General features: G+C 74.4%; 18 protein-coding genes. 6 read left to right on the top strand and 12 right to left on the bottom strand.

Annotated features, from left to right (window positions below):
* Window positions 1-10 precede the first annotated feature (10 nt).
* From ACFVN3_RS05735 to ACFVN3_RS05745, 3 genes are read right to left on the bottom strand one after another with little or no spacing between them, the layout of a single operon-like run.
* Window positions 11-676: a pentapeptide repeat-containing protein gene (locus tag ACFVN3_RS05735; protein WP_378231517.1), complete on the bottom strand. Its 666-nt coding sequence runs from the start codon at window positions 674-676 to the stop codon at window positions 11-13.
* 9 nt (window positions 677-685) lie between these two features.
* Entirely contained in the window at window positions 686-1,591 is a 906-nt protein-coding gene (locus ACFVN3_RS05740) for an NAD(P)-dependent oxidoreductase (RefSeq protein ID WP_378231519.1), read from the bottom strand.
* On the bottom strand, window positions 1,588-2,532 hold the full coding sequence (locus ACFVN3_RS05745; RefSeq protein WP_378231521.1) for an NAD(P)-dependent oxidoreductase: 945 nt from the start codon (window positions 2,530-2,532) through the stop codon (window positions 1,588-1,590). Before ACFVN3_RS05745 ends, ACFVN3_RS05740 begins: the two co-directional genes overlap by 4 nt.
* A gap of 187 nt (window positions 2,533-2,719) precedes the next feature.
* Between ACFVN3_RS05745 and ACFVN3_RS05750 the strand changes: the two genes are divergently transcribed.
* Window positions 2,720-3,118 carry a winged helix-turn-helix transcriptional regulator gene (locus tag ACFVN3_RS05750; RefSeq protein ID WP_378231523.1) on the top strand — a complete coding sequence of 133 codons (399 nt, stop codon included), beginning with the start codon at window positions 2,720-2,722 and terminating at the stop codon, window positions 3,116-3,118.
* Window positions 3,119-3,127: 9 nt separating this feature from the next.
* Here the strand turns inward: ACFVN3_RS05750 and ACFVN3_RS05755 are convergent, their stop codons facing one another.
* Window positions 3,128-4,447: an MFS transporter gene (locus ACFVN3_RS05755; RefSeq protein ID WP_378231526.1), complete on the bottom strand. Its 1,320-nt coding sequence runs from the start codon at window positions 4,445-4,447 to the stop codon at window positions 3,128-3,130.
* 185 nt (window positions 4,448-4,632) lie between these two features.
* Between ACFVN3_RS05755 and ACFVN3_RS05760 the strand changes: the two genes are divergently transcribed.
* Window positions 4,633-5,202 carry a SigE family RNA polymerase sigma factor gene (locus ACFVN3_RS05760; protein ID WP_378231531.1) on the top strand — a complete coding sequence of 190 codons (570 nt, stop codon included), beginning with the start codon at window positions 4,633-4,635 and terminating at the stop codon, window positions 5,200-5,202.
* The gene (locus tag ACFVN3_RS05765) at window positions 5,199-6,557 is read left to right on the top strand and encodes a hypothetical protein (protein WP_378231533.1); all 1,359 of its coding nucleotides are present in this window, start codon (window positions 5,199-5,201) and stop codon (window positions 6,555-6,557) included. Before ACFVN3_RS05760 ends, ACFVN3_RS05765 begins: the two co-directional genes overlap by 4 nt.
* Before the next feature lie 10 nt (window positions 6,558-6,567).
* Here the strand turns inward: ACFVN3_RS05765 and ACFVN3_RS05770 are convergent, their stop codons facing one another.
* The 5 genes from ACFVN3_RS05770 to ACFVN3_RS05790 form a co-directional block, all read right to left on the bottom strand.
* Window positions 6,568-7,545: a sugar phosphate isomerase/epimerase family protein gene (locus ACFVN3_RS05770; RefSeq protein WP_378231535.1), complete on the bottom strand. Its 978-nt coding sequence runs from the start codon at window positions 7,543-7,545 to the stop codon at window positions 6,568-6,570.
* 53 nt (window positions 7,546-7,598) lie between these two features.
* Window positions 7,599-8,231, bottom strand: a complete 633-nt coding sequence (locus ACFVN3_RS05775; RefSeq protein WP_378231537.1) for an ATP-binding cassette domain-containing protein — start codon at window positions 8,229-8,231, stop codon at window positions 7,599-7,601.
* Between the two features lie 63 nt (window positions 8,232-8,294).
* A complete protein-coding gene (locus ACFVN3_RS05780) occupies window positions 8,295-10,373 on the bottom strand; it encodes a bacteriocin-associated integral membrane family protein (RefSeq protein WP_378231540.1) in 2,079 nt (692 codons plus the stop codon).
* Window positions 10,374-10,456: 83 nt separating this feature from the next.
* Entirely contained in the window at window positions 10,457-10,753 is a 297-nt protein-coding gene (locus tag ACFVN3_RS05785; RefSeq protein WP_053369280.1) for a lactococcin 972 family bacteriocin, read from the bottom strand.
* 123 nt (window positions 10,754-10,876) lie between these two features.
* Window positions 10,877-11,551 carry a hypothetical protein gene (locus ACFVN3_RS05790; RefSeq protein ID WP_378231542.1) on the bottom strand — a complete coding sequence of 225 codons (675 nt, stop codon included), beginning with the start codon at window positions 11,549-11,551 and terminating at the stop codon, window positions 10,877-10,879.
* Between the two features lie 154 nt (window positions 11,552-11,705).
* Here ACFVN3_RS05790 and ACFVN3_RS05795 point away from each other — a divergent pair, with 154 nt between their 5' ends.
* From ACFVN3_RS05795 to ACFVN3_RS05805, 3 genes are all read left to right on the top strand, one after another.
* Window positions 11,706-12,686, top strand: a complete 981-nt coding sequence (locus ACFVN3_RS05795) for a pyruvate, water dikinase regulatory protein (protein WP_378231545.1) — start codon at window positions 11,706-11,708, stop codon at window positions 12,684-12,686.
* Window positions 12,683-15,424, top strand: coding sequence for a pyruvate, phosphate dikinase (ppdK, locus tag ACFVN3_RS05800; RefSeq protein ID WP_378231547.1), 2,742 nt, complete (start codon window positions 12,683-12,685; stop codon window positions 15,422-15,424). Before ACFVN3_RS05795 ends, ppdK begins: the two co-directional genes overlap by 4 nt.
* Window positions 15,425-15,575: 151 nt before the next feature.
* Window positions 15,576-15,845 (top strand): HPr family phosphocarrier protein, encoded by a 270-nt coding sequence (locus ACFVN3_RS05805; protein ID WP_378231549.1) that lies wholly within the window; start codon window positions 15,576-15,578, stop codon window positions 15,843-15,845.
* A gap of 63 nt (window positions 15,846-15,908) precedes the next feature.
* Here the strand turns inward: ACFVN3_RS05805 and ACFVN3_RS05810 are convergent, their stop codons facing one another.
* From ACFVN3_RS05810 to ACFVN3_RS05820, 3 genes are all read right to left on the bottom strand, one after another.
* The gene (locus tag ACFVN3_RS05810; protein ID WP_378231551.1) at window positions 15,909-16,355 is read right to left on the bottom strand and encodes an SRPBCC domain-containing protein; all 447 of its coding nucleotides are present in this window, start codon (window positions 16,353-16,355) and stop codon (window positions 15,909-15,911) included.
* 216 nt (window positions 16,356-16,571) lie between these two features.
* Window positions 16,572-18,305, bottom strand: coding sequence for a phosphoenolpyruvate--protein phosphotransferase (ptsP, locus tag ACFVN3_RS05815; protein ID WP_378231553.1), 1,734 nt, complete (start codon window positions 18,303-18,305; stop codon window positions 16,572-16,574).
* A complete protein-coding gene (locus ACFVN3_RS05820) occupies window positions 18,302-19,699 on the bottom strand; it encodes a PTS transporter subunit EIIC (RefSeq protein WP_378231556.1) in 1,398 nt (465 codons plus the stop codon). The genes ptsP and ACFVN3_RS05820 overlap by 4 nt, the downstream gene beginning before the upstream one ends.
* Between the last annotated feature and the right edge of the window lie 217 nt (window positions 19,700-19,916).

A 19,916-nucleotide genomic window follows, 5' to 3' on the forward strand; every position in this document is an offset into this window, starting at 1 on the left:
ATCCCCCCGGTCAGTCCGTGACCGTGATGCCGAGGCTGTGCGCGAACGTCGCGGCGAGGCGCGCGAGCTGGCTCGAGTCGATCGTCGAGCCCCGCAGGGACTCGATGCCGCTGAGCTCGTCGATCTCCGCGCCCCGCAGGTCGACGTGCGCCAGCGTGGACGCCTGCACGTCGAGCCGGCGCACGCGCGTGCCCTCGAACGCCACGCGCAGCGCGTCCGCCGCGACGAGGTCGAGCTCGTCGATCGTGCAGTCGGTGAACATCACGTCGCGCAGGGTCGCGCCGCGCAGGTTGACGAACCCGAGCTTGCAGCCGACGAACCGGACCCCTGCCCACGACGACTCGTAGAGCTCGGCCGACCCGAGGCGCGCACCGTGCACCTCGACCTCGCGCCACCGCGCGCGCGTGCCGCGCAGCACGGGCACGTCGAGCCGGTCGAGCACCACCTCCGTGAGCGTCACCGCCCCGAGGTCGGCCTCGTCGGCGCGCACCTGGTCGAGCCGCGTCGAGAACACGCTCGCGCCGTGCAGGTCGAGCAGGTCGAGCCGGAGGTCGACGAGCTCGAACCCCTCGAGGTCGGCCTCCGCCTCGAGGTCGTACGCGTCGCCGCGCTGGAGGTCGTCCAGGACGACCGGGTCGATCGCGGGTGGCTCGGTCGTCGGCTTCTTCGGGGGCACGCCCCGAGCCTAGGACCCGCCACCGACGCCCTGCGCCGCGGGCGTGCGCGCCTTGATCACCTCGAAGATCGCCGACCAGTTGTCCCTCCCGTGGCCCGCCGCGAGCGCCGCCTCGTAGTGGGACAGGATCGCGCGCGGCAGCACCGTGTCGACCCCCAGCTCCTCGCTCGCGCCGAGGACGTGCGCGGCGGTCGCGCCCATCATCGTCGCGGTGCTGAGGTGCCCCGGGTGGACGCCGGTCTCGAACTCCGCGCCCGCCGCGCCGTCGGCACCGATCATCGCGGGCGTCTCGACGAGCGTCCGCAGCGCCTCGGGCACGAACTGCGTGGGCGGGACCCCCGCCGCCTGCGCGAGGGCGGCCGCGTGCGCGACGCCTGACAGCGCCGTGAGGAACACGTCGAGCTGCGCCTGGTACAGGAGCTGCGCGAGCCCCGGGTCGGCGCCGAGGTAGCGCGGCGCGCCCAGCAGCGCGAGCGTGGCCTCGTGCTCCCGGAAGACGGCCTCCGGACCGCTGTAGTAGACGTAGGCGTCGGCGGTCCCGACGCCCGGTGCGGGCGTCATGACGCCGCCCGCGACGAGGGTCGCGCCGTGCGCGGTCGCCCACCGGGCCGCGGCGCGGGTCGCCCCCGGGGTGTCCGAGCTGAGGTTGACGACCGCCCGGCCGCGCAGGGCGTCCGTCGCCTCGCCGAGGACGTCGTACATCGCCGCGTAGTCCGTGAGGCTCAGCAGGACGACGTCGCTCGCCGCAACGGCCTCGGCCGGGCTCGCGGCGAGCACCGCGCCCTCGGCCACGAGCGCGTCGGCGCGCGACGGCGTGCGGTTCCACACGGTGACGGGGTGGCCCGCGGCGATCAGGGTGCGGACCATGGCCTGGCCCATCGGGCCGAGGCCGATCAGGGTGACGGGCGTGCTCATCGTGCTCCTCCGGCGGTGACGGTGCGGTCGTGGATGCTGCCAGTGGTGCGGGCAGGGGTGCGGATGCTCTCGACGGCGCGCGCGAACCCGTCAGCACCGTGGCCGGCGTCGATCTGACGGCGGACCAGCGCCTGGACGGCCGCGACGACGTCGGTCGCGAGCCCGGCCTCCGCGCTCGCCCGGACCATGTCGGACGGGTCCGAGAACTCGAGGCTCTGCTGGCCAGGGCCGCCGTAGTCGCGGCGGTCGATGACGTCGGCGTAGCCCGCGAGCTCCGACGTCATCGCCGCGATCCAGGGCGCCGCCCGGCGCGCGAAGTCGCTCGCGCTCACTCCAGCCGTCCCCACCATCGCGACGCCGTGGAAGAAGCCCGCGAACATCGCGTACATGCCCGCGAGCAGCGCGAGGTCGTAGAGCGGCGCGAGACCCGGGTCCTCGCCGAACCACGTGCTCCCGCCCCACGTGTCGAGCACGGGACGGGCGTCGTCGAACGCCGCGCGCGACCCGCTGTACAGGACCTCCGCCCCCGGCCCGCCGATCATCCCGGGGACGGCCATGATGCCGCCGTCCAGGTAGGTCACCCCGTGGGAGCCCGCCCACGCGGCGAGCTCGCGCGACTCCTCGGGAGTGGTCGTCACGAGGTTGACGAGCGTCCGGCCCGCGAGCGCGTCCGCGACGGGGTCCAGCGTCTGGTGCACCGACGCGTGGTCGAGCAGGACCGCGACGACGAGCGGCGAGGCGGAGACGGCGTCGCGCACCGATGCCGCCTCGCGGGCGCCGGCCCCGACGAGCGCGCCGGCACGTCCCGGCGTGCGATTCCAGACAGTCGTCGGGTGGCCGGCGGCGACGGTCCCGGCGGCGAGGGCCCGGCCCATCGCGCCGAGGCCGAGGACGGTGACGGAGGGTGCCGAGGGTGGGCCGGGTGCGGGCTGGTCAGACATCGTTCCTCCGGGTCGGGTGGTGGTGCTCGGACGGGCCGACGGCGCGGCGCGCCCTCGCCGTCCACACTCGCCGACATACGGTCGGCCGGGAAGAACGCACTTCGAGGTGGGGTTCTCACCTCAGGGTGAGCGTGCAGGCCAGGGCGCTGCCTCGCACGGAAACCGGTCTGCGACGAAGGAGCGAACGATGACGACGACGGCGGTCCGCACTTCCACGGGCACCCCCGCGGGCACCTCCACGAGCACAGCGCGACGCGGCCCCTACGTGTGCGGGCTCGACGCCGCGATGGACGTCGTGAGCGGCAAGTGGAAGTCGCTCATCCTCTGGGAGCTCGAGGACCACGGCGTGCGCCGGTACGCCGAGCTCAAGCGCGGTCTGCCCGGGGTGAGCGACAAGGTGCTCGCGCAGCAGCTCCGCGAGATGGAGGCGGACGGCCTGCTCGTGCGCGAGGTGTTCCCCGAGGTGCCGCCGCGCGTCGAGTACTCCCTCACCGAGCACGGCAGCGCGCTCAACGCGGCGCTCGAGTCCCTCGGGGACTGGGGTCGTGACCGCATCGAGCGGATCGGCGCCGCGCGCGTCGGCTGAGTCCCTCGCTCAGGGCTCGGGGTGGAGGGCGTCGTAGCGCCAGAACCTCCGCTGCGACCGCACGACGAGCCACAGCACGACGACGCACGCCACGCCGCCGGCGACGGCGGCCCACGCCTCGCCGACCCACGTCGCCTGGGCGCCGAGCACGAGCTCACCGAGGCGCGGCCCGCCCGCGACGACGACGATGAACACGCCCTGGAGGCGGCCGCGCATGTCGTCGGGCGTCGCGGTCTGGAGGATGGTCTGGCGGAACACCGCGCTCACCGCGTCCGACGCGCCGGCGAGCGCCAGCGCGACGCTCGCCGCGACGACGCCGCCCACGAGGACGGTCGTCGGGGAGGTCGCCCCGACCCCGACGAGCACGAACCCGAACAGCACGATCGAGAGCCCGTACGCGGTGACCGCCCAGACGATGACGCGGCCCTGCCAGCGCACGCGGGACAGCCCGCCGGAGAACACCCCTGCCAGCACGGCGCCGATCGCGAACGCCGCCGTGAGGACGCCCGTCGTCGCCTCCCCGCCGCCGAGGAACACGACGCCCGCGGCGGGCAGCAGCACGCGCGGCGACGCGAGCACCATCGCCGCGAGGTCGACGAGGAAGGTCGTGCGGACGTTGGGCTGCGTCGCGAGATATCGCAGGCCGTCGACGACGGACCGCCACCCGGCGACCCGGCGTCGCCGCCCGGCGGGCGCGGCCTGCGGGGTGTCGTCGCCGGTGAGGGGCGGGATGTCCGGGAGCCGCCACACCGCCCACAGGGCGGCGGTGAAGAGCACGGCGTCGATCGTGTACGCGACCTGGTAGCCCCACAGCGCGACGAGGAACGCGCCGCCCAGCGGGCCGACGGTGAGCGCGACGTTCCACGCGATCGTCTGGAGCGCGTTGGCCGCGGGCAGGAGCCGTGGTTCGACGAGTCGCGGGATGATCGCGGAACGTGCCGGGTTGTTGATGGCGAACGCCGCGGACTGCGCGGCGACGAGCGCGTAGAGCACGCCCACCGAGTTCAGGTGCAGCCAGGCCTGGACCGCGACGAGCGCGGTGATGACCCAGAGCGCGGTCGACGCCGCGAGGGCGACCTTGCGGCGGTCGTACGCGTCGACGAGCGCGCCGCCGTAGAGACCGAGCACGACGAGCGGGACCAGGGCGCAGACGCCGAGCACCCCGACCGCGAGCGACGAGCCGGTGAGCGCGTAGACCTGGAGGCCGACGGCGACGACCGTGAGCTGCGATCCGAGGTTCGAGATCCCCAGGCCCCACCACAGCCGGCGGAACGGCGGGGAGGTACGCAGCGGCGTCGTGTCGGCGAGGAGACCGTTGACGCGAGCCACGATCGCAGAGCCTACGTCAGCGCTGCCGCGCCCGCGGCCGACGGGGAACGCCGTCCGTGGGATCCTGGGCGATCCTTCCGGACCCGGGAAGAAACATGGAACCCCTGCCGCCCTCCGCTGCGTCTAGCACTCGTGAGGAACCGACGTCGGCCGGAGCGCCGAACGCAGCAGGGGGGCGGTCGGGCATGACCGACGTCGCGATCGACCGGGCGGACGCGCCTCACGTGCGGGTCGTGCGCGTGGGGCAGACCGCCGAGGAGCACTTCACCGAGTTCGCGCGGGCGAGCTCCGCGGACCTCTACCGCTTCGCGTACCTGCTGTGCGGGGACGCGCACCGCGCCCACGACCTCGTCCAGCTCGCGCTCGAGCGGACGTTCCGCGCGTGGTCCCGGGTCGGCGACGGCGAGCCGTTCGCCTACGCGCGGCGCGTCGTCGCCACGGCGCGCATCGACACGTGGCGGCGGACGAGACGGGAGGTATCCGTGGAGCACGAGACCCTGGCGGGCCTCGAGCGTCGGTCCACGACCGACCCGCCCGAGGTCGAGGACCGCGACCGGATCGTACGCGCCCTGCTCGCCCTGCCGGTCAAGCAGCGGAGGGTCGTCCTGCTGCGCTACGTGCTCGACCGGTCGGAGGCCGAGACCGCCGCGGAGCTCGGCATCGCCGTCGGCACGGTCAAGTCCACCGGGTCCCGGGCGCTGGCCCGCCTGCGCACCCTCGTGGCCCCCGAGAACGGAACGGAGGGACAGCGATGAGCACGACGCCCGAGCCCGTGGCGGTCGAGGAGATCGAGGTCGTCGCCCGCGTGCGCGCGGCGCAGGACGCGGTCGAGGTGCCGACGACGCTCGACCCCGACGCCCTCGCGCACCGGGCGGTGCGGCGCGTGCGCGTCCGCCGGACCGCCCTCGCGGCGGGCGGGTCGACCGCCGTCGTCGGCGTCCTGGCCGCCGCCGTGGCGTTGCTGCCCGGGATGCTGCCCCGCGAGTCCGACCTCGCCCTCACCGTGCCACCGGCGCAGACCGCCGCCCCCGCACCGGACGAGCCGACGGCGGACCCGGTGCCCGACCCGACGTCGGAGCAGCACGAGCAGCCCGTGCGTTTTCTGCCGGTGGGCGGTGGCGAGCTCCCGGAGCTTCCGGGCGTCGAGCACGGCGTCGTGGAGATGCACCACGCGGACTACACGATGCAGGGCGGTCTCACGTACACGCTGCCGCCCGGGGGGTGGGAGGTCGACGGCGAGGCGTTCGGCGGGCCGGCGTCGGTGACCTGGATGTCCCCGGAGGGCTGGAACCCCCCGGGGTCGGACACTCCCGCGGACGCGGTCCCGCCGCCCATGAACGACTCCGGCGCCGCCCTGACGATCGACGTCGACCCCGGCGCCGCGTCGTGGACCGCCCCGGCCAGGGACTCCGGGGCCTGGACGGTCGAGATTCCCGGCGCGGACTTCGTCGCGGTGACGCGCGGCCCGTCCGACGATCCGGGCCTCGTCCGCTGGGAGGCGGACGTCCGGCACGCAGGGACGGGCACCGGCTGGACGGTCGTCCTCGAGTTCACCGACGACGAGGTGGGCGACGAGCAGGCACGCGCCTTCCTGGGCAACCTGTGGTTCGAGCCCGACGGAGCGCCGGAGTGGTTCAGCCCGACGTACACGTATCCCGAGATCGGGGTCGTCGTCCCCGGGACTCCCGCAGGGTGGCAGCCTGCCTCCACCGAGAGCCTCAGCTACGCCGTCCCGCCGGGATGGACGTCCCGCGACGTCGAGGGCAACTTCGGGCGGGGGGTCGAGTGGTCCGGCCCGCCGGTCGACGGCACGCCGTCCGACGTGCGCTGGAACATGTTCGTGCAGGTCGGCACGACGGGCACGAGCTCGTTCAGCACCGCCGCGGACCAGTTCCACCCGCAGACGATCGTCGTCCCGGGAGCCGACTTCGCCCAGGTGCTGACCAGCCAGGGACCGCACTGGGCGGTCGACGCCGTCCCCGCCCTGAGCGCGGACGTCCAGCTCCACGGCGAGGACGGCGGACAGGACGTCCTGGTCTCGATCACGCTCCCCGGCGACGAGGCAGGGCTCGAGACGCTGCGCGGGGTCCTCGGGTCGTTGCAGTTCTGACCCGGCGGCGTCAGGCCGTCCCGGCAGCCTTCGCGACGTCGTCGTCCGTGCCCACGTCCGCCGCGCCGTCGCGTGCGTCCTCCTCGCCCCAGGCGTCGGCGTGGCGGTGCGGGTGCCCGGGCGGCGGCTCGTAACCGGGGTGCGGCCCGGGCGTGAGGTAGGTGCGGGCGAAGAACAGGGACGCCGCGAGGTCCTCGCGGCGCTCGGCCGCGGTCCGGGCGCGGCGCGTCGAGATCTCGACGACCACGTCCCCGGACCAGCCGCGCTGCACGAGCTCGGTGAGCACCTTGTCGCACGGCTGGTCGCCGCGCCCCGGGACAAGGTGCTCGTCCGTGATCGACGACGACCCGTCGGCGAGGTGCACGTGCGCGAGGCGCCCGTCGAACACGTCGAGCAGCGCGAGCGCGTCCTGCTGCGCGACCGCGGCGTGCGACAGGTCGAGCGTCACGTGCTCGTAGCCGTGCTCGGACGGGTCCCAGCCCGGCAGGTAGGCCTGCATCTCGCGCTTGCGGCTGCGCCAGGGGTACATGTTCTCGACCGCGATGGTCACGCCCTCGGTCTCGTCGAGCTCGCCGACGAGATCCTCGAACTCGCGCGCGTACCGGTACTGCCACCGGAACGGCGGGTGCACGACGACCGTGCTCGCCCCGACCTCCTGCGCGAGCTCGACGGTGCGCCGTAGCTTGGGGCCGGGAGCGCGCCCCCACACGCGCTGGCTCACCAGCAGCGTCGGTGCGTGGATGCTGCGGATCGGGACGTCGTGCTCGGCGGAGAGCCGCCGGAGCGCCGTGGCGTCCTGGGTCGTCTCGTCAGACCACACCATGACCTCGACGCCGTCGTATCCGAGGTCGGCCGCCGCCTCGAAGGCGTACGGGGCCTTGCGCGGGTAGACGCTGGCCGTCGAGAGCGTGACGTGGATGCGCTGCGCCTCACCGGGGGCCGGGGACGGCTCGGGGGAGGACGCGCGCGGCGTCGTCGCGTCGGACATGCCGGTCACCCTAGACCCGTCCGCTGTGCCACACCCCCGGGCGCCGGGAGACGTCAGCCGATCTGCACCTCGTCGGAGCACGCGTCGACGACGTGGCGGGAGTGCGTCGCGACGAGGACCGCCGCTCCCCCGGCTGCCAGGTCGCGCAGGGCGTCCAGCACCATGTCCGCGTTGACCTGGTCGAGCGCGCCGGTCGGCTCGTCGGCGAGGACGACGGTCGGCGCCTTCACCAGCAGCCGCGCCAGAGCCACCCGCTGCTGCTCCCCGCCGGAGAGCTGGAAGACCGGCACCTGCTCCGTGCCGTCCAGGCCGACGCGCTTGAGCGCCTCCTCGATGCCGACCCCCAGGTCCCCGCGGTGGCCGGGCGCGCGGGCGATCTGCAGATTGGCCCGGACGGACGCGTTCTCCACCAGGGCGTAGTTCTGGAAGAGGTAGCCGAGCGTGTCACGGCGGAAACGGCGTGCGCCGGTCGGCCGAAGGCGGGTGACGTCCCGGCCGTCCACCGTGATGGACCCCGCCGAGAGCTTCTCGAGCAGGCCGACGCAGTTCAGCAGGGTCGACTTCCCCGAGCCCGACGGGCCGGTGAGCGCGGTCATCCGTCCCGGCTCCACCACGAAGGATCGGTCCTCGAACAGCACGCGGCTGCCGAAGGACTTGGTGACGCCCTCGACGACGACGGACGACATGTCGGATACCTCTTCTCGTTGGCGTTCGCGGAACCGGGTGCCGATGCCGTCGGACGGGTCGTGTCAGGAGTCGGCGGAGCGGGTGGAGATCAACCGGGCGGTCGCCCGGCGGAGACCGACGAGCGCGGAGCAGACGGCCAGGAGCGCGACCGCCACGGCGATCCCGACGCGCCACTGTGCCGCCTGCCCGGCGAAGACGGCGGCCTGGAACCGCAGGGCCTGGGGCGCGGCGGCCGCCGACGCCCCCGCACCGACCACGGTCGCGGCCAGGACGAGCTCGAGGGTCAGGACCAGGCGGTGGGAGTACCACTGCGGCCAGCCCGTGATGTAGCGGACGTACACGAGCTGCGCCGACCGGCGGACGTGGACCGCGCTCACGCTCACCGCCGTCACGACCAGCACGACGACGGAGACGAGAAGGCTCAGCAGCGAGATCCGCAGGTTCGACACGACCTCGGCGTACTGGGCCGCCGCGTAGTCGCGCGCGGACCAGATGCCGTTGACGATGGGTCCGACCTCGTGCTCCGTGACATATCGTCCTGCGGTCTCGGCGTCGCCGAAGACGACGTTGCCCTGCGTGAGGTACGCGCCGTAGAACGCGTCCGAGAGCACGTCGACGTCGGGCGGGACGACGACCAGCACCGCGTCGTGCAGCAGCGCCGCGTCCCGCACCTTGCGCACGGTGCCGTAGGTGAACTGGTCCTGGTCCGCGGCGATCTCCCGGTGGATGATCGTGACGGTGCCCGTGGTGTCGCTCGTCCCCGTGACGACGGTCGGCACGTCCTCACGCGCGAACGCCTGACAGACCTGCGGCGCGAGGACCGTCACGGCGTCGCCGGCCACGGCGGTGACGGGCGCGCCGCCCTGGTCCAGGACCTGCTGGCGGGCGAGGTAGGAGTCGCTCACCAGCAGCACCGGGCACGGTGCCGAGCCGCCGCCGCGCTGCGGCGCACCGGTCGCGGGGTCGACCGCCGCCACGTCCTGCGTCACGTCGTCGACCAGGACCGCGTCACCGGAGTCCACCGCTGCGTGGGCCATCGCACCGTACCGAGCCTCCACCTCAGGGTCGTCGCCGCCCATCTGCCCGGAGATCTGGACGTAGACCGCGTCCGGGTCCGACGACCACCGCTCCTGCGCAGCGGACCGGTCCGACACCTGGAGCGCCGCCTGCACGGTCGCGAACGCGACGCTCGCGGCGAGGAGGACACCCACGACGCGCACCCCGAGGATGCCGACGAGGGCCCACCCCGCCGAGAACTGCCCCTTCACCGCCGCGAGGATCGGCACCCGGAACGCGAGCCCGGCGGCGGCCAGGTGCGTCAGCAGGATCACCCCGAGGACGAGCGCGACGGCGACGGCGATCATCAGGACGAGCTCGCCCGAGCGCGCGCCCCGGTTGTAGAACCACAGCGCGACGCCGCCGACGAGCGCCACCGCGCACAACGTCACGGCGAGCAACCTCCCGACCTCAGCCAGGTCGCGCCCGACCGCGACACCGAACGACCGTCCTTGGAGCCGCTGCACGCCGTAGCTCTGCGCGCTCATCGCCACGCCGCCCCCGACCATGACCATGAGCGCGAGGACCGACACGGCCGCCGCCGTCCCGATCACAGGGTCCAGGATCACCGCCGGGTCCGTCAGGAAGTCGACGACGCCGCCCGTGAAGGGTGCGAGCTCCGCGGTGAGGCCGACCTGCTCCATCGCCGCCACGACCGCCTCCGCGTCCGCGCGGTCGCCCCACACGAGGTAGTACCCGCGCGGGTCCACGTCGCCGACCTCGACGAACGGCCGGTAGTCCTCCTCGGTCCGAGGGTTGAAGTGTCGATAGCCGTCGGCGACGCGCTGGGCCACCTCGCCCCCCTCCCGCCCGACGACCGCGTACAGGTGCTTGCGGTGCGTCGGGTCGCTGACGTCGACGACGATCCTGCCGACGTCGGAGCCCGTCGACGTGGCGGTCTCCTGGAGCACGGACGCGAGGTCGGTCGTCGACACCCGGCCGTCGGCGGCGATCGACTGCGCCACGACCTGGAACTGCGCGCCCGCACCCTCGGTCCCGTCGAAGACGAAGAAGAGCTGCAGCGCGAGGACGGTCGGGAGGATCACGCCGAGCACGTAGGCGAGACGGACGAGTCGGGGCAGCATGGGGCACTCTCCGGGACAGGCGGCTTCCAAGGGCACGACAGGTGGGGCCGAGCCGCCGCGCGGCCCGGCCCCACCTGGTCAGGTCAGCACGAGGTGTCGTACCAGGACTGGTCCACCGCCCACCAGCGGTCCGGCGCGTCGGCCCGCGACCAGTAGCCGGCGCTGGCGTAGTCCTTCTCGTAGTAGGTCCCCTGCACCGACGAACCGTGGCACTTGCCGCCGTGGTAGTAGTCGGACCAGACCTCGCCTCCGCCCGTGCCGTAGCTCCACGTGCCACCGCCCACGTACGCGACGGTGGCGTAGGCCGCACCAGCCCCGCCGACGACGACAGCGGCGGTCAGTGCGACCGCGGCCACCGGCTTCCGGAGCTTTCCGAACATCCTCTTCCCCCTTGCTCGACTGTGCTGGACAGGTGCCGCGGCGCCGCGACGTCGTCCAGGGTGCCCGTGCCGCGGCGGTCGCCCAACCCGTACAGCACGGGCTCGGCACCTGGCGGCGAGGAGCTACCAGGGAGCCCGTGAGCCCGGTGCCGGGACGTAGGGGTGCAGGAGCGCGAACTCGACGAGCGCCTCCTGGATCCAGCCCGCACGCCGGTGGCCCGGGTCGGGCACCCCGAGCTGCTCGGCGAGCTGGACCAGGTGCTCCTGCACCGTCCGGTGGGAGATGCCCAGCCGCACCCCGATCGCCCGGGCAGTGGGGATCGGGACGGTGCCGTCACCGCGCATCCGGTCCGCGACGAGCGCGGTCATCACCGCGTGGCGTCGGCTGCCCGGGTCGAGGCCCCAGGACTCCCGCACGTGGCCGACGCACCGGGCGTCGGTCACGGCGGCCTGCTCCGGCCCGAAGACCGTGAGGACGTGACCGGCCGCCCCCGCGATCCCGGCGAGGTCGAACGGCGGCGCCGTCGCGCACCCGGGCAGCAGGCGCAGCCGGTCGCGGGGGTCGTCGAGGTTCCAGACGCGCAGCGGCATCACCGCGCTCCGGTTGGCGAGCCGCCACCCGTCGCGGTCCGCCACGACCGACCCCGCGACGCCCGCGACGTGGAGGTCGGGCGGCGGGCAGCAGCCGTCGGTACAGCCGTGGAACTGGAGCACCCTGCCTGCGGGCGCGTCGGCCGACCCGTGGCCGCGCCGCGCGCCGCCCCGTTCGGACCTGATGGTGATCACCGTCTCCGGCATGCTCTTCCCCCCTGCTGTCGGACGCACGTCGTCCGCCCGGCGTCCACCGTAGTGAGGTCGTCCCACGGCGCCACCGCTCGTCCGTCCGTCGCCACCGGGGTGGTCGGACGCCTCGCGGATGCAGCGCGGCCCGGGGCCCGCCTAGCCTGGGGTCATGGCGGCGACGGCGCGCGTCATCGACATCCACGTGGTCGCGGACTCGACGGGAGACACCGGGACCCGCGTCGCGCGCGCCACGCAGGCGCAGTTCCCCGGGCAGACGGTCCGCGTCGTGCGCCACCCGCGCCTGCACACCCCGCAGGGCGTGGACGACGTCGTCGCCCAGCTCCGCGCCGACCCCGCCGCGGCCGTGGTGTTCTGCACCGTCGTCGACGACGTGCTGCGCACGCGCGTGCTCGACGCGTGCGCGGCGCTCGACGTCCCGTGCGCCGACCTGCTGGCGCCCGCCCTCGACGCGTTCACCGCGCGCACGGGCGCGCAGCCGGCACGCGTCGTGCAGCCCGTCGGGCTCGCCGCCGACTACTTCGACCGCATCCACGCGATGGAGTTCGCGGTCGCGAACGACGACGGCCACCTCACCGACGGGCTCGACGAGGCGCAGGTCGTGCTCGTCGGGGCGTCGCGGACGGGAAAGACCCCGCTGTCGATGTACCTCGGCTACCTCGGCTACCCCACCGCGAACATCCCCCTCGTCCCGGGCGTCGCACCGCCGCGCGAGCTGTTCGAGGCGGAGCGCTGGAAGGTCGTGGGCCTGACGATCGACCCTGAGCGCCTGCTCGAGGTCCGGCAGCGCCGCGTGCACGCGATGGGCGTCGCGGGCCACGGCGGCCCGGGCGGCACGGCCCTCGGCGGGTACGCGGACCTCGCGCGCATCCACGACGAGCTCGACGAGGTCTCCCGGCTCCAGCGGCGCCTCGGCTGCCCCGTCCTCGACACGACGACGCTCGCGCTCGAGGAGGCCGCGGGGCGCGTCGTCGAGCTGGTGACCGCACGGCGTCGTGCCCTCGCGCCCGACGGCGCCACACCGCCCCCGGGCGACGACCTCGCCCGGGCGACCCCGCAGACCCGGCCGGCGGACCGCCGTCGGGCAGGACCCCGCGCGGCCACCGCCACCGACCACGAGGAGCAGCCATGAGCGACCGGTACGTCTACGACCTCGCGGAGGGCCGCGCGGACATGCGCGCCCTGCTGGGCGGCAAGGGCGCGGGGGTCGCGGAGATGCGCCGCATCGGCGTGCCCGTGCCGGACGGCTTCACCGTGACGACGGCGGCGTGCGTCGCGGCCATGGAGCGTGGCGGCTCGTGGCCGGCCGGGCTGTGGGACGAGGTGGTCGCGCACCTCGACGCGCTCGAGGAGCGCACGGGACGACGGCTCGGCGCGCGCGAGCGGCCGCTGCTCGTGTCGGTACGCTCGGGCGCGGTGTTCTCCATGCCCGGGATGATGGACACGATCCTCAACCTCGGGATCTCGGACGACTCGGTCGAGGGGCTCGCGGCCGAGTCCGGCAACGCGCGCTTCGCCTGGGACTCCTACCGGCGGTTCGTGCAGATGTACGGCGAGGTGGTCGAGGGAGTGCCCGCCCACGCGTTCGCGGACGAGCTCGACGCGCTCAAGGCGCGCCGCGGCGTCGCGCAGGACACGGACCTGGGCGCGGACGACCTGCGCGGGCTCGTCGCGACGTTCCGCGCGGTCGCGCGCCAGCACACGGGCGAGGACCTGCCGGCAGACCCGCGCGAGCAGCTCCGGCGCTCGGTCGACGCCGTCTTCGCGTCGTGGGGCAACCCGCGCGCCGCGGTGTACCGGAGGGCGAACGGCATCCCCGACGACCTCGGCACGGCCGTGAACGTCATGCAGATGGTGTTCGGCAACAAGGGCGCGACGTCGGCCACGGGCGTGTGCTTCACGCGCGACCCGTCGACGGGCGCGAAGGAGCTCTACGGCGAGTTCCTCGTGGACGCGCAGGGCGAGGACGTCGTCGCGGGCATCCGCACGCCCCGACCCCTCGCCGAGATGGAGACCGTGCTGCCCGACGCGTTCCGCGAGCTGCGCGCGACGATGGACCGGCTCGAGCAGCACTACGGCGACCTGCAGGACATCGAGTTCACGGTGGACGACGGCGCGCTCTACCTCCTCCAGACCCGCACCGGGAAGCGCACCGCGCAGGCCGCGCTGCGCGTCGCGCGCGAGCTCGTCGAGGAGGGCGTGATCGACCGGGTCACCGCCCTGCGGCGGCTGGACCCGGCGCAGCTCGACCAGCTCCTGCACCCGGCGCTCGACCCCGGCCACGGCGCGACCCCGCTCACGCGCGGGCTCAACGCGTCCCCGGGTGCCGCCGTCGGCCGCGTGGTGCTCGACGCCGAGACCGCGGCCGAGCGCGGCAAGGCTGGCGAGGCGGTCGTGCTCGTGCGGTGGGAGACGAACCCGGACGACATCGCGGGCGTCATCGCCGCGCAGGGCGTGCTCACGGCGCACGGCGGCATGACCTCGCACGCGGCGGTCGTCGCGCGCGGCATGGGCAAGCCGTGCGTCGCGGGGGCCGGTGCGCTGCGGATCGACGTCGAGGGGCGCCGCGTCCTCGTCGGGGACCACGTGCTCGCCGAGGACGACACGATCACGCTCGACGGCACGACGGGAGACGTCTACGCGGGCGCGCTGCCGCTCGTGCCGCCCCAGGTCACGGACGACTTCCGCGTCGTGCTCGGCTGGGCGGACGACGTGCGGCGCCTCGGCGTGCGCGCGAACGCCGACACGGGCGAGGACGCCGCGAAGGCGCGCGAGCTCGGGGCCGAGGGCATCGGGCTGTGCCGCACCGAGCACATGTTCATGGCGCCCGACCGGCTCCCCGTCGTGCGCGAGATGATCCTCGCCGAGACCGACGCCGCGCGCGCCGCCGCGCTCGACCGCCTGCTCCCCATGCAGCAGGCCGACTTCGAGGAGATCTTCGCCGCGATGTCCGGGCTGCCCGTGACGATCCGGCTCCTCGACCCGCCGCTGCACGAGTTCCTGCCGGACCTCGTCGAGCAGTCGCTCCTCGTGCAGCGGCTCGAGGACGAGGTCGGCGACACCGGCGCACCGCTGCACGGGACGGACGCCGTCTTCGAGGGCTGGGCCGCTGCGGCGGGCGGCGGGGAGACGACGGCGCAGCTCGCCCGGGCGCGCCGCCTCCTCGCGCAGGTGCGCCGGCTGAGCGAGACGAACCCCATGCTCGGCACGCGCGGCGTGCGGCTCGCGCTGCTGCACCCGCAGATCGCCGCGACGCAGGTGCGGGCGATCGCGCGCGCGGCCCTCGCGGTGCGCGCGGCCGGGCACGACCCGCGCGTCGAGATCATGGTGCCGCTCGTCGGGTTCTCCGAGGAGCTCCGCCGGATGCGGGAGGTCGTCGACGCGACGATGGCCGAGGAGCTCGCGGGCGCGGACGCCCCGCTGCCCTACTCCGTCGGCACGATGGTCGAGCTGCCGCGCGCGGCGCTCGTCGCCGACCGCATCGCGGAGCACGCGGAGTTCTTCTCGTTCGGCACGAACGACCTCACGCAGACGACGCTCGGCATCTCGCGCGACGACGCGGAGGGGTCGTTCCTCACGGCGTACCTGGAGGCGGGGGTCGTGGGCACCAACCCGTTCGCGACGATCGACCGCGACGGGGTCGGCGAGCTCGTGCACGTCGGGCTCGAGCGTGGGCGCCGCACCCGGCCGGGGCTGCACGCGGGGGTGTGCGGAGAGCACGGCGGCGACCCGGCGTCCGTCGCGCTGTTCGACGAGATCGGTCTCGACTACGTGTCGTGCTCGCCGTACCGGGTCCCGATCGCGCGGCTCGCGGCGGCGCGCTCCACGCTCGACCGGCGGGACGGGGCACGCACGACGCGGGACGTGTGACGGGCGCGTCCGCCGCCGGTCGCCCCGACGGCGCGGCCCCGTGAGGGCACGGACGACGCTGCGGGACGGAGGGCCCTTGGCCCCTCGCCTTCCGCGGGCCTTTCCCCTAGGATGCACTGGTCCAGACCACTTGTCTGCCGGAGGAGCAACCATGGACCGTGCCGTCGTCGTCGCGATCACCGAGGGCCTTCACGCCCGCCCCGCCGCCCTGTTCGTCAAGGCGGCCGCCGCCCAGCCCGCGCCCGTGCGGATCGCCAAGCAGGGCGGCGACGCCGTCGAGGCGGCGAGCATCCTCAGCGTCATGACGCTCGGCGTGGCGGCCGGGGACGAGGTCGTGCTCTCGACCGACGCCGACGGCGACGACGCGAGCGCGTCGATCGACGCGCTCGCGACCTTCCTGGAGCAGACCGAGGTCGCCTGAGCACGTCGGGCCCGTCGCCCGCGGCCCGACCCGCGCGCGGCGGGCCCGACCCGTGCCCCGCGCTCAGTGCCAGTCGCTGATCTGCACGTCGCGCGGCGCGGGCGCGCCGGCACCCGTCTCCGCGAGCGCCTTGAGGCTCAGGAGGTACGACGCCCACTTGGTGCTGCAGTGGTGCATGAACTCCACCGGCTCGGCCCAGCCGCGGTGACCGAACAGCACGATCGTCCAGTCGCCGTCCTGGCGCAGGCTCCACTCGACGGTGGTACCGACCCACTCCTCCGGCCCGTCGACGACGCGCCACACCACCCGTTCCGACGGCCGCAGCTCGACGACCTCCATGTCGAACCCGCCGATCGGCGGGAACCGGAACGCGAGGACTTCCCCGACGTCCTCGTTCCCCGTCGCGTCCTCGGTCCACCAGCCCGCGAGGCCGTCGACCGTCGTCAGCGCCCGGTACACCGCCTCCGGCGCCACCCCCTCGACGCCCACCCTGTGCAGGATGTCCACCATCGCCGTTCTCCCGTCCGTCCGATCGTGCAACCAACTAGTTGCATCTCACCGTAAGTCGGTCAACTGCCATGCGCAACCCTTAGATTGCACATGACCGCCGACGAACGCGCCGAACCCGGGGTTGTGGTCACGCTCGGCGCCGAACCCGGGGATGTCGCCGGGTTCGGCACCTGGGTTGACCACACCCCCGGGTTCGGCAGCAGTGCAGGGCGCGGGCTAGAGGCCCAGCTCGGCCAGGATCGGGAGGCGGGACCGGACGGCCGCGCGGGCGGCGTCGGGCGTGGGCTGCTGGAGCGCGAGGAACGCGAGCTCCTCGCACTGGTCGGACGTCGTGGCGGCCAGCACGGCCGCGACGTCGGCCAGCGCGCGCGGCGTCATGGACAGCGACGTCACGCCGAGCCCCACGAGCACCGGCGCGAGCACCGGGTCCGCCGCGGCCTCGCCGCAGACGCCGAGCGGGCGCCCGTTGAGCGCCGCGCCCGAGCCGGTCGCCCCGACGAGCGCGAGGACCGTCGGCTGCCAGGCCGTCGAGAGCCGCGCGAGGTCGGAGACCTCGCGGTCCGCGGCCATCGTGTACTGCGTGAGGTCGTTCGTCCCGATGCTCGCGAAGGACGCCTTGGCGAGCACCCAGCGCGCCCCGAGGGCCGCTGCGGGCACCTCGATCATCACGCCCGCGGTGCGGAGGCCGTGGTCCGCGCACAGCGCGACGAACGACTCCGCCTCGTCGGGCGTCGCGATCATCGGCGCCATGACCCACACGTCGGCCGACTCCGCCGCCGCCGCGCGCGCGATCGCCGTGAGCTGGCGGTCGAGCACCTCGGGGTGGCGGCGCGCGGTGCGCAGGCCGCGCACGCCGAGCGCCGGGTTGGGCTCGGCCTCGGGCGTGACGAACGGCAGCGGCTTGTCCGCGCCCGCGTCGAGCGTGCGGACCACGACCTTGCGGCCGCCGAACGCCGCGAGCACCTCGCGGTAGGCCGCGACCTGCTCGTCGATCGTCGGCTCGACCGTGCGGCCGAGGAAGCACACCTCGGTGCGGAACAGCCCCACGCCCTCCGCGCCCGCCTCCGCGGCGGCCCGCGCGTCCTCGCCGTTCGCCACGTTGGCGAGGAGCTCGACGCGGCGACCGTCCGACGTCCGGCCCTCGCCGTCGAACCGGCGGCGCTCGCCCTGCGCCCCCCGCGCGGCGACGACCGCCGCCACGTCCTCGGCGGACGGGTCCCGCTCGACCGTGCCGAGCCCGCCGTCCACGAGCACCGTGTCGCCGTCGTGCAGGGTCAGCGCGTCCTCGACCGCCACGACCGCCGGGATGCCGAGGGCGCGGGCCAGGATCGCGGTGTGCGACGTCGGCCCGCCACCGCGCGTCACGACCGCGAGCACGCGCCCGGGGTCGAGCTGCGCGGTGTCCGCGGGGGCGAGGTCGTCCGCGACGAGCACGAACGCGTGCCCCCCGTCGGGCACCCCTGGCGCGGGCAGGCCGAGCAGGGTCGCGACGATCCGGTCGCGCACGTCGCGCACGTCGCGCGCCCGCTCTGCCATGAGCCCGCCGAGCGCCTCGAGCTGCCCCACGACGACGCCCGCCGCGTCCCACACGGCGCGCGCCGGGGTGGAGCGCTGCTCGCGCACGCGCCCGACGGCGTCGCGCGCCAGCGCGGGGTCCGCCGCCATCGCGGCGGTCACGCCCAGCACCTCCGCCGCGGTGCCCTCGGCCCGCGCGGCGCGCGCCGTGAGGTCCTCCTGGACGGTCGTCACCGCCGCGAGGACCTGCGTCACCGCGAGGTCCACGTCGGCGTCCGTGCTGTCCGCGGCGAGCGGGGCCGCAGCGGGCTCGGGGACCGGGTCGGGCATGCGCACGACCGTCCCCGCCCCCCGCCCGGGGCTGACCGGCACGCCGGTCAGCCCCGGGTCGGAGACCCGCGCGGGTGCGCGCGTCGCGTCGTCGGCGACGGTCACGCCGTGCCTCCGCCTCCCGAGCCGGTGCGGCTCGGGACGTCGGCCTCGGTGCCACCAGGGGCGCGGTCGTCGCGCCCCGTCACCGAGACCTCGGACGTCGGCGCGTCGGCCACCGGGGCGTCGGTCGCGCTCGCGGCTCCCGTCGCCTCGACGGCGCCGTCGGTGTCGTCCTCACGGCCGGGGGTGCGCAGGTTCCAGCGCGTGATGACGAAGCGGAAGAGGAAGTAGTAGATCGCCGCGTACCCGAGGCCGATCGGGATGAGCAGGAGCGGCATCTCCGCGATCCGGAAGTTCAGCAGGTAGTCGATCGCGCCCGCCGAGAACCCGAAGCCGTCGCGGATGCCGAGCGCGTTGACGAGGGCGAGCGACGTCCCGGTGAGGACCGCGTGGATGACGTAGAGCGGGTAGGCGACGAACACGAACGCGAACTCGAGGGGCTCGGTGACGCCCGTGACGAACGAGACGAGCGCGGCGGAGCCCATGATGCCCGCGACGACCTTGCGCTGGGCCGGCTTGGCGGTGTGGACGATCGCGAGCGCCGCGGCCGGGAGGGCGAACATCATGATGGGGAAGAAGCCGGTGAGGAACGTCCCGGCGGTGGGGTCGCCCGCGAGGAAGCGGAAGATGTCTCCCTGCGCGACCGTGCCGTCCGCCGAGGTGTACTCGCCGAACTGGAACCACGGCAGCGAGTTGAGCAGGTGGTGCAGTCCGATCGGCACGAGCAGGCGGTTGAGCGTGCCGAAGATGAACGCGCCCAGGATGGTCGAGCCCGTGACGAACCCGCCGATCTGGTCGTTGATCAGCCAGTCGAAGGCCGGGTAGATCAGGGCACCGACCACGGCGATGAGGACCGACACACCCGCGGTGATGATGGGGACGAAGCGTCGCCCGCCGAAGAACGCGAGGTACGGGGGCAGCTTGATCCGGTAGTACTTCTGGTAGAGCAGCGCCGCCGTGAGACCGATGACGATGCCACCGAGCACGCCGTAGTTGATGAGCTCCTGCGCGTCCCCCTCGGCGGGCTTGCCGAGCACGTAGGGCGAGAGCGAGTCGCTGACACCCTTGAAGACGAGGTAGCCGATGAGGGCCGCGAGGCCCGTCGTGCCGTCGGACTTCTTCGCGTACCCGACCGCGACGCCGAGGGCGAAGATGATCGGCAGGTTGGCAAACAGCGCGTTGCCGGCCGCACCGAGCACGTCGGCGACGGGCTGCATCCACGCGAAGGTGCCGGCCACGCCGTCGGCGCCGAGCATGTCGGGCTGACCCAGGCGCAGCAGCAGCGCCGCCGCGGGCAGGGACGCGATGGGCAGCATGAGCGAGCGCCCGACGCGCTGGAGCTGCGCGAAGCCGGGCACCCCCTTCTTCGTCCTCGTCGGTTCGGCGACGGTGGTCATGTGTCGTTCTCCTCCTGGGTGGGCCTGGGGCGCAGGCCGAGGTGCGTCGAGCGGCAGCTGTGGCGCGACGTCGTACGGGCGTCGTTGCCGGTCTCCGGGCACGCCGAGGACGACTGGGGGTCGTTCCTGGCTCGTCGTGCCGGACATCTGGTCCGGTTGTCTGGACCACTTGCAGGAAGAGTGGTCTAGACCTCATGATGTGTCAACCCCCGGAGGT

This window comes from Cellulosimicrobium sp. NPDC057862, from assembly GCF_042797035.1.
In the GTDB taxonomy this organism is placed as follows: domain Bacteria; phylum Actinomycetota; class Actinomycetes; order Actinomycetales; family Cellulomonadaceae; genus Cellulosimicrobium.

Bases quoted from the DNA above. Each gene is read 5' to 3' on its own strand.
- ACFVN3_RS05740 (WP_378231519.1), bottom strand. From the start codon at position 1,591: ATGAGCACGCCCGTCACCCTGATCGGCCTCGGCCCGATGGGCCAGGCC.
- ACFVN3_RS05745 (WP_378231521.1), bottom strand. From the start codon at position 2,532: ATGTCTGACCAGCCCGCACCCGGCCCACCCTCGGCACCCTCCGTCACC.
- ACFVN3_RS05750 (WP_378231523.1), top strand. From the start codon at position 2,720: ATGACGACGACGGCGGTCCGCACTTCCACGGGCACCCCCGCGGGCACC.
- ACFVN3_RS05760 (WP_378231531.1), top strand. From the start codon at position 4,633: ATGACCGACGTCGCGATCGACCGGGCGGACGCGCCTCACGTGCGGGTC.
- ACFVN3_RS05765 (WP_378231533.1), top strand. From the start codon at position 5,199: ATGAGCACGACGCCCGAGCCCGTGGCGGTCGAGGAGATCGAGGTCGTC.
- ACFVN3_RS05770 (WP_378231535.1), bottom strand. From the start codon at position 7,545: ATGTCCGACGCGACGACGCCGCGCGCGTCCTCCCCCGAGCCGTCCCCG.
- ACFVN3_RS05775 (WP_378231537.1), bottom strand. From the start codon at position 8,231: ATGTCGTCCGTCGTCGTCGAGGGCGTCACCAAGTCCTTCGGCAGCCGC.
- ACFVN3_RS05780 (WP_378231540.1), bottom strand. From the start codon at position 10,373: ATGCTGCCCCGACTCGTCCGTCTCGCCTACGTGCTCGGCGTGATCCTC.
- ACFVN3_RS05785 (WP_053369280.1), bottom strand. From the start codon at position 10,753: ATGTTCGGAAAGCTCCGGAAGCCGGTGGCCGCGGTCGCACTGACCGCC.
- ACFVN3_RS05790 (WP_378231542.1), bottom strand. From the start codon at position 11,551: ATGCCGGAGACGGTGATCACCATCAGGTCCGAACGGGGCGGCGCGCGG.
- ACFVN3_RS05795 (WP_378231545.1), top strand. From the start codon at position 11,706: ATGGCGGCGACGGCGCGCGTCATCGACATCCACGTGGTCGCGGACTCG.
- ppdK (WP_378231547.1), top strand. From the start codon at position 12,683: ATGAGCGACCGGTACGTCTACGACCTCGCGGAGGGCCGCGCGGACATG.
- ACFVN3_RS05805 (WP_378231549.1), top strand. From the start codon at position 15,576: ATGGACCGTGCCGTCGTCGTCGCGATCACCGAGGGCCTTCACGCCCGC.
- ACFVN3_RS05810 (WP_378231551.1), bottom strand. From the start codon at position 16,355: ATGGTGGACATCCTGCACAGGGTGGGCGTCGAGGGGGTGGCGCCGGAG.
- ACFVN3_RS05820 (WP_378231556.1), bottom strand. From the start codon at position 19,699: ATGACCACCGTCGCCGAACCGACGAGGACGAAGAAGGGGGTGCCCGGC.